The sequence below is a fragment of the Pseudomonas sp. DE0010 genome (genome assembly GCF_007680745.1).
Classification (GTDB): Bacteria; Pseudomonadota; Gammaproteobacteria; order Pseudomonadales; family Pseudomonadaceae; genus Aquipseudomonas; species Aquipseudomonas parafulva_B.
This window is the reverse complement of sequence record NZ_VEJQ01000014.1, coordinates 27,603-46,185: the sequence shown is the minus strand read 5'-3', so window position 1 is coordinate 46,185 and position 18,583 is coordinate 27,603. Positions and strand designations below refer to the sequence as shown.

Below are 18,583 nucleotides of genomic sequence, written 5' to 3'. Positions count from 1 at the left end.
GAGTGTGACACCTATCAGAATTAACAGGTGCGTTAAAGGTTGCCTGCGTGGGTATCGAAGGGCATGCAGGTTTTTGAAGGGTTGTCACCTGGTAGATTTATCAGGTGCAAGCGTGCCTTGAGCGGGCGTGCTACCTGTTATTTCTGCCAGTAGCCAGCCATGGGCAGTAGTCTGAAAACTAGGGGCATCTCAACACGCCTGGAGCCTGTTCATGGTGCCTCAACGCCCAGTGGAAAATAGAGGACAACAGTCCCTGCGTAACCCCGCACCTGAAATTCCCGCGCAAAATGCGTTGGGTGAAATTGATCTCAATAAACTAAATGGCCAGCCGTTGGAGTTTGTGATCAAGGATGCGGACTTAAAGTTCGGTCAGAATATCTACCCGGTCTGGCGAGGCCTCGCCGCAGACGGCACGCCTTTTGATGAACTGGGTGCGCAATGTGAAGTGCCCGTGGACTACGACACTACAAAAACGATGGTGGCCGACGTTTCTAATCGTTTTGTTGAACCCTTTGATGGTGGGTGGGCATTTTTATCATACAAGGTTGATAACGCGGCAGAGAGCACCCCGGATTCACAGCGCATCTTTTGTTACTTGGGTTTGCGCGACCGTGGCGATGTTGCCGAAGCCCTGGCGGTTGCGCAGGCGCGAGAGTCGCATGACCGTGTGATTGTCGCAGCAGACCTTGAAACAGAAGGTGTGCGTTTGCTGGCGCCAAGTTACCGGGCCATGCAGGCCGGCGACCGCATCGAACTGGTGGTGCGCAAGTTCAATGCGGCAGGCGACGAGGTAACGCCACCGGCGAGCGAGTTGTTTGAGGTGACCGAGGCCAATGTGGGCGAACCTTTGCAATGGCAGGTGGCCAAGTCGCATTTTATTCGCGTGCAGGAGGGCAAGGTAGCGTTTCAGTACACCATCACGCTGGCCGGTAACGGCGAAGAAGTTGCTTCCCCTGTGCAGGAAATGGCAGTAGCAAGGGCTTCGAGCCCCGTTGACCTGTTGCCTGAGGCTAAGCTCGATGGTTTTACGGGGGCGCCGCTTGACCCTGGCAAGTTTCCCGGCGGGGTAACTGTGCGTGTGCCGGTAAACCCCGATTTGCAAGCGGGGGACTACTTGCTTCTGCACTGGAAAACACCTCTCAAGACCGAGCCTGAGGTGCAGTTCGCGCGTATGGATGCCAGCAGCCTGCAAAGCGATGAAACCGTGTTTCGAGTTGACGCGGCGTTGCTTGTGCCGGGTGATCACCAAGTGTTCTACCAAATTGCGCGTGCGGGCCATGCGCTGACTTCGCACTGCCTGAATGTCGAGTTCGAAACGGCACGCAACCTTGCTGCGCCAGGCATCGAGCGCGCTAGCGAAGATGGCAGTGGCAAGCAAGTGCTATTGGCGGACAGTGCGATTTTAGGGGCTTACGTCACGGTGCCTGATGTGTCTTTGCGCCCCGGCGAACACTTCGAGGTTCATTGGGACGGTTATGAGCATAACGGCAAGCAGATTACCACCACGCCGGTGGAGCAAGGCGGCCCACGCTTCAAGATTGACCCCAGCGTGGTGGCTGCGAACATGCACCAGACCGGCGCGGATAACAGCAGGCGTTTTAAAGTGTTCTACCACATCGTCGATGACGAGGGGGGGCGCTCGGCGGCGTCCCAAGCTGTGGACTTGCGTGTTCAGCCGCTGACTTTCGATAACAATATCAAGTGCCTGCAAGCCCAGACCAACGGCGAACTTTGGCGGTCCAAGCTTGTTGCGAACGGTGCAATGCTCGAAGTGTCCGGCGCGTTACTTTGGCCGTTCGCTGCGCCAGACCAACCGTTCACACTGGCCATTCAAGACGGCGCCATATTACGGGACCGAGTGCCGGTCACACCTGCCGAATTCGCTAACAACCGGATACAGCAATGGCTGAGTGTTGCAGTTTATAACGGCTTGGACGAAGGCAAACAGTACACCATCAGCGGAAATGTTAGCTTCGACAAGGGCGACAGTTGGCATAAACTTCTGCCGCTGTTAATCATTCCTAGAAAGTCAAAGTAAACGAAGCCGGTGTTGGCCTAAATCCGTCTGACAGTCGGGTTGGCGTCGCACCAATCAATGCATGGGACGTGGAGATTTAAGCGATGAAAATTGATAATGCTGCAGTGGCTCAAACGGTAGAAAATCAATCACTTGAAGCATTTTATAAAGCAATGGATGCGGGCCCTAAGACATGGGGTTGGGATGCGCTGTTAGTGTTTTCCAGGGGCGCTACAAACGCGCTGCTTTCGCAGGAGTACATTGATCGGGCGCATATTCCGGAGTTGTTCTTTCCCCCTTTACCCGATGGCAGCGTCGACTCCGGGAATGGTATCGACCATGTCTTGCTCGGGCTGCGTCTCGACAAGGCGAGGCTGTCGTTCGAAAATGCAAACTTGAAAAGCCCGAAATCTAAGTTGCAAATGCGTCTGATCGGGGGGAAGCATCTTGAAGTGATCGAAACATTTCTGGATGGCAAGCCGGTCAGGAGCGTGCAAGCACTGATCCTCTATAACGCCGCTGCGCACGCTGTGCTGGATATGAACATTACGTTAAACGCCGTAGCCGGTACCGTTGATGAAAGCGGTAAAGTTTTACTTGATATAAATGAAGGTTATGACCATCTGTTCAGTGGTGGCGGCACTGGGCCTGAGCGCATTCGATTGGGCTTGTATTTCAAAGAGCTGTTTAAAACCTGGGCGAAGGAAAAGAAAGAAAGGCTGCAGTTCCCGCTCAGCGAGCTGGCCGTTGACGATACTTCGCTGCTCAATCCCGGCAACTTTATGTTAGGGACTCATGCAGAACCCGGTGCGAAAGTGTTGGGTAGTGCGAATCAGGGGGACGGTGCAGTGGTGGTGTTCGTTGCCATGCGCGGTAATGGATCAGGGGCTTATCCTCCAGAGGATAAAGAGTTGTTGTACATGCTGCCTGATTCGGCTAACCCGTACACCAGTAATTTAGTGTTGTCGCACAAGCTGGTTGCGCAGCATGTCGTGAAGCTGGGCTTTGACCAGTTTGACTGGATGAAAGGAAGGTTTGACCTGAAGGCGTTGGAAGACGACCTCTACGAAGTGGATGAAAAACGCTACAAATTGGTGGCCAACGCCCCGAGCGGTGACGCCTATGCCGAATTCGATCTCTCTGATGCCGACTCTGATAATGGTCCGCACCCGTATCAATGGTCTTTGAGAATGGATAAAGCCACCATCCACCTGTTTGAGAAAGGCAGCGAAGTCGTTTTCGATAAGAGGATGCTGAAGATAAGCTGGTCCTCCGCTATGCCAGTGGGTTTTTTTAGATATTTTATTCAGACCTCCGATTGGGGCAGCAGAACCGAATATCTGCAGGTCGATGCGCAGATAGAGATTCGTGCAGATTGTAAGTTTGATGTTTCGAGGAAGGCTAATCAAGCCACGCTTAAGTTTTCGCTGAGCAACTTTGAATCGAGTATAGAGATTTCTATTCAAGACCTATTCGGTTCTGGGAACGCTGCCCGCCAGGCCAGAGCAAGATCCGAAGGTCTAAAATCGCGACTGAAGACTGAACTGATTAAGGCTATCGAGACAAAACTTGAGGACCTCCAGTCCATGACGTTCGAAATTGATGCGTTGCGTCTGAACCAATTGCTATTCCGAGGCGATAATGTCGTTGACCCGCGCGACGTGGCGGTGCCGAACGACTTGACCCTGCTCGGTAACTTGGCGCCCAAGCGCACCGCGATGTCCATAACGCCTCTGGAACCGATCGTGGCAAGCGGTGGGTTTATTGATTTCAGCGCCTCGTCCACAAGCGGTATCACCTGGACAGTGGAAAATCTCCCTGGCGAAACTGGAGAAACTGGGAAGTTCGCTACACCGTCGGTGGGGCGATATACGGCGCCATCCGATGACGCCTTGGTTACAGAAGGCCAGCGCCGAGTAATTGTGAAGGCCACCAGCGGGGAGCAGGTCAGCCGCGCGCTGGTCAGCATTGTACCTAGCCATGTCTCGGTGAACCCTTGGGTGGCGGTGGTAAACCTGGGCAAAAGCTATGCATTGTCGGCAGGCACTCCCGATAATGCCGAGCTGGATTGGAATCAGCCAGAGCTGGGTGATGTCGTTGAGGATACCGACCCGCTTAACCCAGGGGGTCAAAGGTACACCGCGCCAACCACATTGCCTAAGCGTGAATCAACCCAGCCGAACCATTACAGAGTGCTGCGCCTGGACGAGGTCACCGTTGCGCCGGCTGCAGGTGGCACGCCCGCGACCATCGACATGCTGGTCGTTGGGGCCAAGAGCGCCAACTACTGGCTAGAGCCAGCAGTCAATGCCGATGGCTCCGTGGCGCTGCCTTTCTATAGGCTCGATATGGACATGGAAAAGGTCAAGGTACCTGAGCCAATCGAGTGGCACGTGCTGCGCGGTAGTGGGACCATTGACAGCGAAACCCAAACCTATAAGCCCGCACCCGGTTCTGACGACAAGTACGTCGTTGTATCGGCCTTCTACGTCAACGACTCTCCCGATACCCACGACTATGCGATTTTGCCACTGCCCTTCGTACCGGTGCGCAATTACGCCGAGATTCTCAGCCCAACCATCAAGGAGGTTTGAGATGGATCCTAAGGCTACTTCGCATGAAAAACAGGAAACATCGGCACGCTTAGGCTGGGGTGGGATGCTCGCCTTGGACCGCAGCCTCCTTGACCTTGTGCTGCGTGAGCAGTATCTCGATGCGCTTGCTAACTTTGGTGCGATGGACCCTATCCATCTGGAGGCCTACCTTGACGAGGGCGAGCGCATCAGCGTTTCGGTGCAAGGGATGGTGCTTGGCGCGCCCCAGGTCGGCTTCCAGAATGCAACAGGGTTCAGCTCGGACTTGACGCTGCGGATGAACATCATTGCCGGGGAGTACATGCGAACTCTGCATCTTCCTGGCAGGCCTAAGCGCGTCGTGGAAAGCTTCACCGTCACCGAAGCCATGGGCTATCGGGTCGAAGCACCGCTGGCCCTGCAGGTTAGCCGGCCGAAGACGAGCCGGTTCACCTCGCTGGAGTTAAACCTTGCCAATGCGGTCGAGTTTTCCACCAATTTGGGGCCAACCGAGTATGCCGGGGTCATGATGGGCCGCCGCTTGCAGGAATCGATCAGCTATATGCGGGCTTACCAGCTCACCTATTCCCTGGGCCGTTTCGTCATGGACGACTACCATCCACTGAGCCCGGATCAGTTCATGGTGCGCACCATGCTCGCACCTTGGGGAAAAAGTGAAGGTAGCCCTCGGTACGGGGACGGGGCGGCGCTGGTCTTCATGAAACTGGGGATCGACCTGCGCCCAGGGGAGCAGCCATCCCCGGGTACCGAAATCCCGTATCCGATCGCAGAGGGTGCTACCAATTTGCCGGGTACTCTGATCCTTGTTCCGGATATCACAGAGCTTGGGGCGGGCGGGGTGAAGGACGTGCTGAGTACCTTCAGCCTGCCCAACGGTTACGACTTCGTTACTGGTACACCGCAACCAGGCGTCGACCTTGTGGTGCCCGGACAGTGGACAAAAGCGCAGAACGCCGCAACGGTAGAGCCTGCTTTGGCGAGCGTGGTATCCGGGCGCACCATCGCCTTCACTGTTGATGGCGCGCCTGGCCCGGTGCAGTGGTCGGCCACCAACCTGAAACGCCCTGCGGCGGTCGGCACATTCAATGGTGCCAGCTACAGTCCGCGTCCTGCAGGCAGTTTCGTCGAGGACCAGCAGATGGTGCTGGTGACTGCCACTTCGGCTGAAGGCGGTGACGCAATGCGCAGTCATGCCTTGGTCATGGAAACCGCCCGAGCGGTGCAGGTCGTACCGCGCGTTGCCACTTGGGTGCAAGGTGAAGAGCCGATCGAGCTGCGCGCCTCTAGTGTCGATGCCGGTAGCCTGCAATGGAGCCTAGTGGAGGCAGTACTGCTGTCGGAGGGGGAGCAGCGAGTTCAGACGCTTGCCGAACCTATAGGGAAACTCGAAGACAAGGGGGGCGGCCGGGCCATTTTCACGCCCGACCCGCCTGGCAGCGACCGCGATTTGTTCAAGGTGCAGCGAATCCGTTGCACCAACCGGCAGAACGGGGACAGTGCTGAAGCTTCGGTGGTGGTGATCAGGTGGCATGCGGGCCTGAATGTGGTGCCGTTCCACGTGGTGCAAGGGCTTTCGGTTCAATCCATACCCTTCACGGTAATGCCTGACGAGCCTGAGCTAGACCTTCGCCGCGATATAACGTGGGCTGTGAATGGCGAAGGAGTGTTCGTTGGCAACGTTTACACGCCTCCGGAAAAACCCCGATCACCCATTGCGGTGGTGACTGCGTTCGATGGCGTTGAGCGCACCGGCTACGCCATCGTCGAGTTCAGCGAAAGTCGGCAGGAAACCGCTGGCCTGTTGTCATGGGAGAGCCTTAGCACCTTTGAACTTAAAGCCATCAGCGCGCCGCAGTGCTTCGCCAATGGTTGGCAGCAGATAGAAGTTGAGGTAACCGTTGCTGCGAGTAACGATCACAACGATCAACCGGTCGAGATCTCCGACGCCGATTTGGCAACGTTGAAGTTCTTGAATGAGGACAGCAACAACGAGCTACCTTTCCTGGCGCCGGATGAAGAAGCCTTGGCCGTTGGCAAGGCGGATGAAGAAGAGGAGGACTGGGCGGTAAACAGAGAGGCGAACAACATCAACCGGCAAGCAACAGCGCCCGCTGGGGGGAGCGCGCCCTTGGCGGCCAGAACCCGCCGATTCTACCTGCACTCCCGTAAGGCGGGGGTGATCAAGGTGATTGCGTCGATACAGAACACCTTGACGGGCAAGACGGTCACGTCTGCAGCCACCGGCGAGAAAGGTAAGCTCGAATTGCGCGGGCTGGTCACCCCGTCCTTCACGCAGGAACTGTATTCCTTCAAGCGCACGCGTGTGGCGGGGGATGCGTCACCGTCCGAGGGCGATGAATTCGCTTATGTCGATACCAGTACCGACAACTGGTTGCTTGAGCACGTCCTCAGAGAGGGCCGAGTGATCAAGTTCGCTCGCCTGTTCATCAAGGATACCGAACGAAAATCGGCTGTACGGTGGTCGTGGAAGCCCGGGACGTCGCCGTTACCAGTCCAGGACGATGATTTCGTCAGCTTCACTGGGTTCTCCTTCCAGTCGGTTGATGGCCGAGTGAAGGACGATTTGCTGTTCGACGGACTTCTTTACCGCATGGCCAAGCATCGAACGTATGCACTGCCAACGGAGGTGCAAGGCACCAAGCCCGGTGCCGGGCAATTGATGATCATCCTGCAGCGGGATGCGGGGTTTGTTCTCTCGAGTAAAAGCGAGGAGTCGGGTTATCGCCAGGCGCTTGAAAAAAACTTGGAGTTCACTCTGCTGGATATGGAAGGTAACGAACATCCCCTGACATTTTCTTTTGCTGTCACGGCTGACGAAGAGAGGCAGGGCATCACCCACCGCGATGTCCTGAAACTTTCAATTCGCTGAGCAGCGGCTCACCTGGGTGCACGGGTGTGCCGAGGTGAGCCCACCATTCTTTTTTGGATGATAAACAAGATGGCTATTGAAACCGTACTTCACTCCAATGCACTGAATGCGTCCAGCTTTGTGCAAAATAACGTCGACCCACGTACTGGCCAGTATGCGGTAAGTATCAACTTGCCAGCCCTTGTTGGTAATTATCAGGTCGGTCCAGAGCTGCCCATTCGCCTGGTGTTCAATCCATTCAGCGACAGTAATGTCGGCTTTGGCCGGGGGTGGTATGTCGACCTTACTCAATACGTGCCGGCTACGCGCATGTTGCGGCTTCACACCGGAGAAAGTTTCAAGGTGACCGGGTCTGGTGCAGAGCCGGGCATTAAGGAAAGAAAACTCGAAAGCTTTCGTTTTTTCGATGACAGTGAAGGGGGCAAGAAACAATACCGTGTGGTGCACAAGTCCTATATGGAAGAAGTGCTGAGCGAGTACGGTACAGGGGATAATCTTGTGGCACTGCCGTCTGAGGTTCGCGCCGCTTCGGGCCACCGTATTCTGTTGAGCTACACCGCCAACCAAAGGCTGGAGCGCATTGTCGACGGCACGGGTCAGGCGTTGCTGGAAATCAGCTATGGCAGCACGGTAACACTCAAGCTGCACCCTGGGGCCAATGGCGGCAAGCCAGTCGCCGAATACAAGCTCAGCCTGGTCAATGAGCGGTTGCGTCAGGTCGACTTGCCGGCCGAAGTGGGTGGCAACTGGCGGTTCGAATACACCACGTCTTTTGGTCTGACCTGCCTGGCCAAGGTTTCGACACCTTACGGTAGTGTGGAAGATATCCGCTACGGTGAGGGCGGTGATACAGGCCATCTACTGCCAGGCGGTGGAACCCGTGCGGCGATACCGCGGGTGACCTCGCATACGGTCAACCCTGGCGGCGGCCAGCCGTCGATGAAAACCAGCTACACCTACACCGTCCTGCAAGACAGCATTCAGGCGCCGAACAACTTCGTCGGTAACGGCAGTGGTGTCAGCTGGCGTGACGATGGTGAGGACAACCTCTATCGCGCCCGCTCCACCTACCTGTATGGCAGCACGGCGTCTCAATGGGGTAAAGGTGCGGATGGCAAGGACCAGGTATTGCGCACCACCCATCGCACGTACAACCGTTTTCACTTGCAGGTGGGTGAGGTCGTGGTGCAAGGCAAGAACCAACTTGTCAACAGCACGACGTATCACGGCGATGTAACGACTGAGTTCGACAATCAGCCGCGCAACTTCCAGTTACCGCTGGAGCAAACCCAGGCGTGGTCACTGCTGGGGGATGCTTCCAGGTTTCGCCAAGAGCCTCCCACCAGGACCGTATATGACCTGCATGGCAATTTGGTCGAGCAGATCCTGCCCTCCGGGCAGCGCACCGTGATCGCGTATTACCCTGCCGAAGACGACCCGGACGGCTTCGTACGCAACCAGAAGAGCGTGACGGAACATCCCGCTGCGGTTGGCGACGAGCCTGCGCCGGTACTGCGAAAAAGCTTCCAGTACAAGGCGCTCGCTCGGGTAGCTTATCCGGGTGCCTCGATCAAACAGTCGGCGTCCGATTGGCTGGTCCTCAAGCAGGAAAGCCTGTGTGAAGTCGTTGGCGAGGTAGAGCAGGCAGCGTTGAAAGTGACCACCGTGAGCCCGGTCGATGACCCTGCCGACTTGCTGCGCCATGGGCGTTCATCGCTGGAAACCCTGATCATGGGCGGTAAAAGTACCACGACCGGTTTTACGTACAGCTTGGACGATCTCAATGGGCACCCTGTGCTGGTAACCGAGCAGCAGGTGACCGGCTTTGATCATGGGAGTATCGACCAGGAAACTGGCGAGCCGCGCCATGTTTGCAAGGTGATCACGCTGAAGCATTCGATGCTCATTGGCGAGCCGTTGCTCAATCGCGATGACAACGATGTTGAAATCGAGTACGCCTACGATGCGTTACGCCGTGTGGTTCGTGAGACGGTGTCACCCAATGACGGTGCGTATACGGCATCTCGCATCTACACGTACGGGCTTGTGAGCGCACCGGGTGGTCAGGCCGTGCAAACCCGAATAGACGTCAAGGGAGTTGCCATCAACTCATACATTGATGGCCTGGGGCGAGTGGTCCGCGAAGAGCGGCACGATGCTGACGTCGACGCAGAAGATGTCCGCCTGCGTCAAGTCTTTCGCCCACGCAACTCGTTTACCTACGATGAACTTGGCCAGTTGACCGAGGCAATTGAATACGACTGGAAAGGCGAACAGCAAATGCCGTTGGCGACCCAGTATGCCTACGACGATTGGGGCGTACAGCGTTGCGAGACAGGGCCGGACGGGGTCAAGCGGTTCCAGGAGCATGACCCGATCGGGTCCAACCCTTACGGGACCGACCCCAAGGGCAACCTGCCCACCCAAACCGAGTGGAGCGAGTCTGCAGATGGCAAGCTGAGCCTGGGCAAGACCATCACCTGGTTGAACCTGTTCGAGCAGCCTGCCCAAGTGCAGCGCTTTGACCTGGCGGATAAAATGTACGCCACGCATGAGTACTTCTATGACGGCTTGGGGCGCAATGTACGGGAGATCGATGCGCGTAAAGCCGTTACCCGCTCCGGCTATGACGCTTTCGGCCGCCTGGTCGACCAGACACTGGCGGACAGGTCGGTGGTGCATCGCGACTATGCCGTGCACAGCAGTGAAGACTTGCCGATCAGTATCAGTGTCAGGGGTGTCGTGCTGGGGGAGCAGGTTTTCGACGGTCTGAACCGTATGATCACCTCTGTTACCGGCGGACGGGCGCGGCACATGCACTATGAGCCTGGCCAGATCAAACCGAGCAAGGTGCGGACAGCCGCTGGCAATGTCATCGAGTATCAATACCTTCCTCAACTGGGTGAGGAGCCTCAACTACGGCGCATTCCGGGTAAGCAGGCCGACTATACATTCGACCCGCTCAACGCCCGGCTTACCCACTGCAAGGAGGAGGGAGAGGAATTGAGCCGCGTCTATTTCAGTACCGGCGAAATCAAGCAGGAAACCCGCGTGATCGGCGACGAAACCTGGACCATGGAGTACGGCACCAGCCTGTTGGGGCGCCAGTTGTTCTATAAGGATGTTCTCGGCCAGACGCAGACCTACGATTATTACCCCAGCGGCCTGTTGGAGCATACTGCACTGGGTAGCACAAGCAGTTGGTTCTTCTATGACGGGCTGAGCAATTCCCAATGCATACTCACCCTGGATGGCACTCAAGGACTAGCCACCGAGCTGGAGTACGATCACCAAGGGCGCGAATGCCTGCGTCGGTTTGTGTTCCTCAGTAGCGTGGCTGAAGCGCCGATCGAAGGCTTTACGTTCGCCAATGAACGTGTGCAGGCGCTGGTTGCAGAGGCCGGGCTTTTGGTGCAGGGAGTACAGGAGCTGGCGCAGGAATACAGCGTGCTCGACCAGATCACGTCAAAACGCTTGAGTGATAATGGCACTGTCTTGCGTGAGGAAACATTCAAGTACGACCTGCGTGGTCGGCTGGAGGAATACAGTTGCGATGGGCTGGTTTCCCATAGCCCGACCGACCCGGCTGGGAAGACTATTCGTCAGCAGTATTTCGAATTTGATGCGCTCGACAACATCACCTGGGTGCTGACCGAATTCGAGGAAGAGAACGGCAGCAAGGGCAGTAACGAGGCTACCTATCTATTCGACAATGAAGACCCTGCGCAATTGAGTGGCGTGCAGAATACCCATTCCGACTATGCAGACTTCTCATTGCAGTACGACAAGGACGGCAATATGAGCCTCGATGACAAGGGCAAGACGCTGAAGTACGACGCCCTGGGCCGCCTGAGCAGCTATGACGGCAGTGGTTACAGTTACGATCCTTTGGACAGGTTGTCAGGCCAGGCGGTATGAAGGCAGATGAAGTGAAGATCGGGCCGAGGGGCTAGTGCCCCTCGGTTAAGCGAATACTCAAGCAAATTGGGGCCATTTTGCACCCCTTCGCGTCAAACCGCCGCGAAGGGGTGCAAATTGGCCCCAGTAACGCTTACGGTATGTCCACCCTGAACTGCACATCACTGTTGGCAAAGCCGGCGGTTACCTGCCTATCGATCGCTTTGTAGGCAGCAGAAAACAGCATGTCGGTGGGTTTGGTGTCATACAGGGGGTACTGTTTGGAGGCTATTCCGTTGTCTACTGGTGTGCCTGTGTTGTCCTTGATGATCAACGCCAAACCCGTAGCACCACCTGGTTCCAGAGCATACAGTGTACCGCTGGCGCCAGCGCCGCCGTAGTTCCCGGTAAAGGTCACGCGGGCATTGGCCCCTGGCAGCAGTATACAGCCACCGCCCGGTGTAAGGCGCAAGCCGAAGGCGCGGTTGGCGGCCTCATCATCTGCTTGCTTGAACTGGGCTGTGTGCACAGTGCCCATGTAGATTCTGGAAGCAGGTAGACCTGTCGAAGGGTCGATGATTTCAATCGCACAGGTCCCGCTGCTCACCTGGCCGAAGAAGTTGATCGAGCCGCTGTTCGCAAACGCCTGTTGACTGGCCATGGCGAGCGCAAAGGCAATGACTAGAGGCTTCATGGAAAGCTCCTTGATTTCTTGAGTCACAATGGCAAACGAGCCCATAGGGCTCGCTTGCAGGTGTCGGGTGGGAGTGCTCAGGGGCGGCTGGACAGCGCCTTCTGCATCACCGGAGTAGCGACCCCGTAGTCATTGATGGTGGTAAAGGTCAACTGCAAGCCTCTGAGCGATTTGATCCGGGCAAGGTCATAGACCTGCTGGCCAAACGGTGGCGCCATGGCCATGGCCTGTATAGCCTCTGTCGCACCTGCAGCGCTGACTTCCAGGCGGCCGAACGTGTAATGGAAGGGTGTCGGGTTATCTACTACCAACTGGACACGTCCAGGGCCTTGACGTACGGACCATTTTAGCTCGCCGATGCGCTCGGCGGGCCGGTCAGTCAATTGGCTGGGGCGATAGAAGAGCTTGAGGCGCGTACGCAGTGCGATATTGAGGACGTTTACATTATCAGGGGTGACCTCGGGGATTTCCTGAACATTGAGGTAAAACAGTGTTTCCCTGTCATTAGGCAGCGCGTTGGGCAGGTGGTTGATCTGCACCATCTGCTCCTTGCTTGGGTCCAGACGGAACAAACCGGGAGAGGTCGCCAGCGGAACGGGTGTGTCGGTATCGTCCTTGGCGGTGTTGACCCAGCTTTGCACCGCGTAGGGGCGAGGGCTGGGGTTGGCTATCACCACCGAGGTGCTGCGTTTGTCGCTGTCGAACACGACTCGCGTGGTATTGACGGTCAGCGCTGCCTGAGCAGTCTGCAGGGTGGCTGCCAAGTAAATACCCAATGCCAGGCGGCGCGGGTGAATCTTCATCTGACGATACCTTCTGAATGATATGAGGTAGCCTCAGGCGGTATCAGCTCGCCTGAGGCGCGTTCTCATGGAATATCGACAAGAAATTGCACATCGGTGTTAGCCGTACCTGCCGTCACGGCGGTACCTATGGATTTATAGGCCGCAGAGAAGATCATGGTGGTAGGGTTCGTGTCATCCAGTGGGTAATCCTTGGAGGCCAGGCCGTTATTCACGGGGGTGCCGGCATTGTCCTTGATGATCAAGGCCAGGTTGGTGGCTCCGCCTGGTTCCAACGCATACAACGTACCACCTGTGCCGGCGCCGCCGTAGGCGGCAGTAAAGGTGACAGTGGCATTGCTACCAGGGGCAACGACGCAACCAGCGCCTGGGGTGACACGCATGCCGAAGGCGCGAGATGCCGCTTCATCGCCGACGGCGGTGAACTGCGAAACACTGACGTTGCCCATGTTGACGCGGGCTACCGGCAGACCTGTCGACGGGTCGATGATTTCGATCGGACACGTCCCGGCATGCACCTGGCCGTAGAAGTTGATCGAGCCAGTGTTGGCTAATGCAGCGTGGCTGGCGAGGCCAAGTGTTAAGGCCAGGAGAGTTTTTTTCATTAGGAGCTCCAGGTTAGAGTGTGTCAGGTGGATATTGGCTAAGGCTGCCCAAGCATCGCTAGATGCGACGGTGCACAGCGTGCGAGTTTGCTTGTGGTTCGTATGTAGGAAAAATCTGAAGTCCGATTGGCTTGCGCTGATCTTCTCTCCCGGTTTTACGGCAGTTGTTCGATGGAAGGTGGTGCTGTTTCCATGGTCTGTTTCATAGAGCGTGGAAGGGCCGTGCGGTTGCGTCAACTGATAGAAATACCAGTTGCCAAACCGTAAAGGCTATGCATGCCGGGCAGCACATTCGTACTGTGAGACTCAACTTTGTCTGGCGACTGATAAAAATGCCAGTTGACTCGATTTTTTTGGGGTGGGGTAATTGGCGCTCACACTACAGCCGGGGACTTTGAGGTGAAAAAAACCAAAAATGATGAAGCGACTGGCGTCGGCTCACCGTCTATAGATACGGAGGCGGTGTGCACAATGTACACGCATGTATTGTGGATGAATACGCTGTGGCTATCAGGCGCTAATAGTGATTTTCTGATTGAGTCGTTTGTAATGACTCGGCCGCCTGCTTTAATGGGGCGCGAGGGGGCAGAGACATTGCTGAGGCAGTTTTCCAAAATCGAAATTCTGTCAGACGGTAACTTCAGTAACAAGTTGATTCTTCATTCAACCCATGAATACCTCATGTTTACGAAGAGACTCTCCAACTTGGGCGCGGAACAGATCCTGCGCTTGACGAAGATCAACCCCGGCGGCGTGAGATTCTCCGTCAAGTTACCAATGTATGAGTGCTACCTCCGGTACCGGGCGCAAGGTCAAAGTGTGCTGAGTGTCGAATGGACGGGTGGGGCCGACTATGGCTTCTACGACCAAAAGGACTCAACTGTCGAGACTGCGCCGACTCCCGAGTATATTGAATATTATAATCAGAGGAAGAAAATTGACATTGCGATCATGCCGCGCCCTGAAAGTGCGAAGCTGCAAGATCTTTATATATATATGATTCTAGACGAAAACCGGCTCACCCGGCATTTCATTTTTCAGCAGCGGCCCATTGCCTATGAAAGTTTGGTAAGCGGGATGCAGCAACCCATCGCGCTCGCGCCAGCAGCAGATGCAGCCTTATTTGGCTATTTTCCAAAAGAAAATTTTCCAGAGGTGGGGGCAGGTAGAGCACCTGTGGACAGCGCATTCGTTGGCGATTTGGTGACCCCACTGGGGTCGACGGAATTGGTTGGCGTAGTGGATGCCGGGGGGTCGCTATTCGGCTACAGGCGTGTCAACAAGAAGTCGTTGAAGCCCGCTGAGTCGGCTATCCCAGCCTTGACGTACAATATTTCACCGTACTCACAAGTTTTCCATGCAGGGGATGCAAAGGAGCGGCTTGGTTTCTTCTATCTACCAATGCCTGGGGTCAAATGGAGTGTGACGGGTGATGCAGGCGGTACCCTTGTCAAAGAGGGTAATGATCACTTCTACGTACCTGCCCTCAAGCCACCCGGTGTCGTCTTCAGTTTACCGGGAGAAACCTTGATCCCAGCCGTTACCAGGGCTAGTTTTCCCCGGGTGCCAGCACGTACCGATGTGCTGACGGCGGCGGGAGATGGGTTGTGTGACCCGGTATCTTTCGTCACGACATTCGTGTATCCGACGCATTTCATCCGATTTACCCTTGCAGGCAATGCGTTGCAACTGAACTGCTGGTATTTCAACCTCGACATGGAAGAAACCGCAGTGCCGGCCGAGGATGTTGAGTGGCACATCCTTGCAGGCAACGGTGTGGTATCGGCGCAAGGTGTGTTCACGCCTTCGTCGACAGCGCCGAGTGGTGTCACGGTGGTGATGGCGCTGGATACGCGCAATGTTGTTGAGTGGCGCTTCGCGGTGACGATCATTCCATTGCCATTGCTGTCTGCGTACGACGCGTTGCGGCTACAGCAAGCGTGACCTGGGCTGCCCGAGACGCATCGCCCCAAGCGGGTGGAGTCAGTGGAGGGGGCCGGGCAGCAGGCTCAGCACCTGTTTTTCCTGGTTCCAGTCGAACGGTTCATCGTTCTGCTCGGCTTCGTAGCGGCGCTCTTCAAGACGTTGATACAGGTCCAGTTCGTCATCGGGCATGAAATGCAAGCAGTCGCCGCCAAAAAACCACAGTAGATCCCTGGGTACAAGATGAGCGATCTGCGGGTAACGCTGGATCACCTGGCAGATCAGGTCTTGCCCCAGGTATTGACTTGTCAGCGGGTTTTGCGGCAGTAGGGTCAGTAGTTCGTCGAAGCGTTCGAGGAACAGGGCGTGGCTTTCCTCGGGTACCTGCTCGGCTTCGCCCAAAGCCACCAGAATGGTACGCAGGTGGTTAAGCAGTTGCAGGTTGTAATCCAGGTGGGAATTGGCCATGGGGCGGTCCTCGGGGTGATTGAAACGGAGGCGGAGTATACGCCGGTTGGGGATGGGGAGGCAGAGCGCCCCCCCATCAATCAACGCACCTTGCCAGGTACTGGCAGCAATTGCTCCTTGTCGAAGGCATCCACATCGATCACTGCCCGGCGTGCCTGTTCCGCTGCGTGCAGCCGTTGCCCTTCGTCAGGCTGCAGCACACCGCTTTCGATGGCCGCATCAATCACCGACTGCCCAGGTGCCGGCCGTACCTTGCCGTCCTTGATCCCCAGGTGCAGCGCCTTGTGCAGTGGCACTGCCTCATCAAGCAAGTCGCAAGCCCGTTGCAGTGCCGCCACTGGGTCACCGTCCGCCTGTGGCCGGAAGCAGCCCGCGAGCAGCTCCTCCAGCGCTGGGTCACCCTTGTTACGCCCAATCAGCGCCGCTACCTCTGCATCCAGTTCATCGCTCGGCCCGGTATGACGACGGCCTAAGGGGAACACGAGGGCCCTCAGTGCACAGCCGACAAAGCGGTTGGGGAAGTTGTCGAGTAACCTATCCAGGGCCTGTTCCGCCTGCCCCATGCTTTCTTCCATGGCCCAGCGTAGCAATGGCTGCATCTGCTCGGGCGAGCCCAGGTCGTGATAACGCTTGAGCGCCGCACTGGACAAGTACAGATAACTCAGTACATCGCCTAGCCGCGCACTCAGGCGCTCGCGGCGCTTGAGGGCACCGCCCAGCAGCATCATCGACAGGTCCGCCAGCAATGCAAAGGCTGAGGCCTGGCGGTTCAGGGCGCGGAAGTAGCCTTGGCTGAGGGTATCGCCTGGTACGCTTTCCAGGCGGCCCAGTCCCAGATTGAACACCAGTGTGCTAGCCGCATTGCCAGCGGCGAACATGATGTGCTTCATCAACAGGTCATCGAACTCTCTTAGCGCCTGGTCGCGGTCCTCACGGTGGGCCAGAGCCATTTCCTTGAGTACGAACGGGTGGCAGCGAATGGCGCCCTGACCGAAGATCATCAGGTTGCGTGAGAGGATGTTGGCGCCCTCGACCGTGATGAAGATCGGTGCCCCTTGCCAGTTACGCCCCAGGTAGTTGTTCGGGCCCATGATGATGCCCTTACCGCCGTGCACATCCATGGCGTGCTGGATGCATTCGCAGCCGCGCTCGGTCAGGTGGTACTTGAGGATCGCCGACAGCACCGAGGGCTTCTCGCCCAGGTCTACCGCTTTGGCCGTCAGCAGGCGCGCGCTGTCCATCAGCCAGGCGTTGCCGCCGATGCGTGCCAGCGATTCCTGGATACCTTCGAATGCGGCCAGCGGCACGTTGAATTGCTCGCGGATGTTGGCGTACTGGCCGGTGACCAGGCTGGTGTACTTGGCGGCGCCGGTGCCCACGGCGGGCAGGGAGATGGAACGGCCCACCGACAGGCAGTTCATCAACATCATCCAGCCTTTGCCGAGCATGGCCTGGCCACCGATAAGGAAGCTCAGTGGCACGAACACGTCCTTGCCGCTATTGGGGCCATTCATGAAGGCGGCGCCCAGCGGCAGGTGACGTTTGCCGATGTCCACGCCGGGGGTGTCGGTAGGGATCAGCGCCAGGCTGATGCCCAGTTCTTCCTCCTCGCCCAGCAGGTGATCCGGGTCGTAGGCCTTGAATGCAAGGCCCAGCAGCGTGGCAACCGGGCCTAGGGTGATATAGCGTTTTTCCCAGTTCAGGCGCAGGCCGATGACTTCCTCGCCCTGCCACTGGCCCTTGCACACCACGCCGGTGTCGGGCATGGCGCCGGCGTCTGAGCCGGCCAGAGGGCCGGTGAGTGCGAAGCAAGGGATGTCGTCGCCACGGGCGAGCCGTGGCAGGTAGTGGTCGCGTTGTTCGTCGGTTCCGTAATGCAGCAGCAGTTCAGCTGGGCCGAGGGAGTTGGGCACCATCACCGTAGAGGCCAGATCGCCGCTGCGGGTGGCCAGCTTCATCGCCACCTGGGAGTGTGCGTAAGCGGAAAAACCCTTGCCACCGTACTGCTTGGGGATGATCAGGGCAAAGAAGCCATTTTGTTTGATATGCGCCCAGGCCGCGGGTGGTAGGTCCATGTCCTGGCCGATCTGCCAGTCGCTGACCATGGCGCACAGTTGTTCGGTAGGGCCATCAATGAAGGCCTGCTCTTCGTCGGTCAGCTTGGGTGCCGGGTAGGCCAGCAAGGTGCGCCAGTCGGGGCGGCCGCTGAACAGTTCGCCGTCCCACCATACAGTACCGGCGTCGATGGCTTCGCGCTCGGTTTGCGACATGGGCGGCAGGGTGCGCTGGAACCAGTTGAAAACCGGGCCGGTGAACACCTTGCGGCGCCAGTTGGGCAGCGCTACCAAGGCGCCTTTCAGTGCCAGCACGAGCCACATCAGTGCTAGCAGCCAGCCGGGAGCGCTGCTGAAAATGCCCATCAGCAGCACATAGGCGGCCATGATGCCGAGAATCTGCAAGGGTGCCAGGCGCCTGTGCGTGAGGTACGCCGCGCCTATCACCATCACTACCAGCCACAACAGCAACATAATCGGTCCTCCTTGGAACCAGGGGGCTTGAGCCGTTCCGGACAGCTTAGACGCAACGCCGGGAAAGGCAGGGTCAAAACAGTGACACGGTGTGGCGGTGGGAGTTTCAGTCCGGTACAGGCAACAAAACTCTGGAGTAGACTGTGCAACCTCCGCACTCATAA

Annotated in this window: 10 protein-coding genes; 5 read left to right on the top strand and 5 right to left on the bottom strand. The window is 57.2% G+C overall.

Translation table 11 applies throughout. The annotated features are described in order from the left end of the window. Positions 1–211 precede the first annotated feature (211 nt). The 4 genes from FS767_RS12535 to FS767_RS12520 all read left to right on the top strand — a co-directional run bounded on the left by FS767_RS12535 (position 212) and on the right by FS767_RS12520 (position 11,419). Positions 212–2,038, top strand: a complete 1,827-nt coding sequence (locus tag FS767_RS12535; protein ID WP_144965932.1) for a hypothetical protein — start codon at positions 212–214, stop codon at positions 2,036–2,038. An 83-nt stretch (positions 2,039–2,121) separates the two neighbouring features. Continuing rightward, positions 2,122–4,611: a hypothetical protein gene (locus FS767_RS12530; protein ID WP_144965930.1), complete on the top strand. Its 2,490-nt coding sequence runs from the start codon at positions 2,122–2,124 to the stop codon at positions 4,609–4,611. Between the two features lies 1 nt (position 4,612). Then, the gene (locus tag FS767_RS12525; RefSeq protein ID WP_144965928.1) at positions 4,613–7,501 is read left to right on the top strand and encodes a hypothetical protein; all 2,889 of its coding nucleotides are present in this window, start codon (positions 4,613–4,615) and stop codon (positions 7,499–7,501) included. 69 nt (positions 7,502–7,570) lie between these two features. Further along, on the top strand, positions 7,571–11,419 hold the full coding sequence (locus FS767_RS12520) for an RHS repeat protein (protein ID WP_178102735.1): 3,849 nt from the start codon (positions 7,571–7,573) through the stop codon (positions 11,417–11,419). A gap of 133 nt (positions 11,420–11,552) precedes the next feature. Here the strand turns inward: FS767_RS12520 and FS767_RS12515 are convergent, their stop codons facing one another. From FS767_RS12515 to FS767_RS12505, 3 genes are all read right to left on the bottom strand, one after another. Next, on the bottom strand, positions 11,553–12,137 hold the full coding sequence (locus tag FS767_RS12515; protein WP_240928610.1) for a fimbrial protein: 585 nt from the start codon (positions 12,135–12,137) through the stop codon (positions 11,553–11,555). Positions 12,138–12,169: 32 nt separating this feature from the next. Next, the gene (locus FS767_RS12510) at positions 12,170–12,895 is read right to left on the bottom strand and encodes a molecular chaperone (RefSeq protein ID WP_144965924.1); all 726 of its coding nucleotides are present in this window, start codon (positions 12,893–12,895) and stop codon (positions 12,170–12,172) included. A gap of 65 nt (positions 12,896–12,960) precedes the next feature. Beyond that, complete coding sequence (locus FS767_RS12505) at positions 12,961–13,500, bottom strand: fimbrial protein (RefSeq protein WP_144965922.1); 540 nt, start codon at positions 13,498–13,500, stop codon at positions 12,961–12,963. 399 nt (positions 13,501–13,899) lie between these two features. Here FS767_RS12505 and FS767_RS12500 point away from each other — a divergent pair, with 399 nt between their 5' ends. Continuing rightward, complete coding sequence (locus FS767_RS12500; RefSeq protein ID WP_144965920.1) at positions 13,900–15,444, top strand: hypothetical protein; 1,545 nt, start codon at positions 13,900–13,902, stop codon at positions 15,442–15,444. 39 nt (positions 15,445–15,483) lie between these two features. Here the strand turns inward: FS767_RS12500 and FS767_RS12495 are convergent, their stop codons facing one another. Together FS767_RS12495 and FS767_RS12490 are read right to left on the bottom strand one after the other, a co-directional pair. Next, complete coding sequence (locus FS767_RS12495; RefSeq protein WP_144965918.1) at positions 15,484–15,891, bottom strand: PA2817 family protein; 408 nt, start codon at positions 15,889–15,891, stop codon at positions 15,484–15,486. 80 nt (positions 15,892–15,971) lie between these two features. After that, a complete protein-coding gene (locus tag FS767_RS12490) occupies positions 15,972–18,419 on the bottom strand; it encodes an acyl-CoA dehydrogenase (RefSeq protein WP_144965916.1) in 2,448 nt (815 codons plus the stop codon). Positions 18,420–18,583 lie beyond the last annotated feature (164 nt).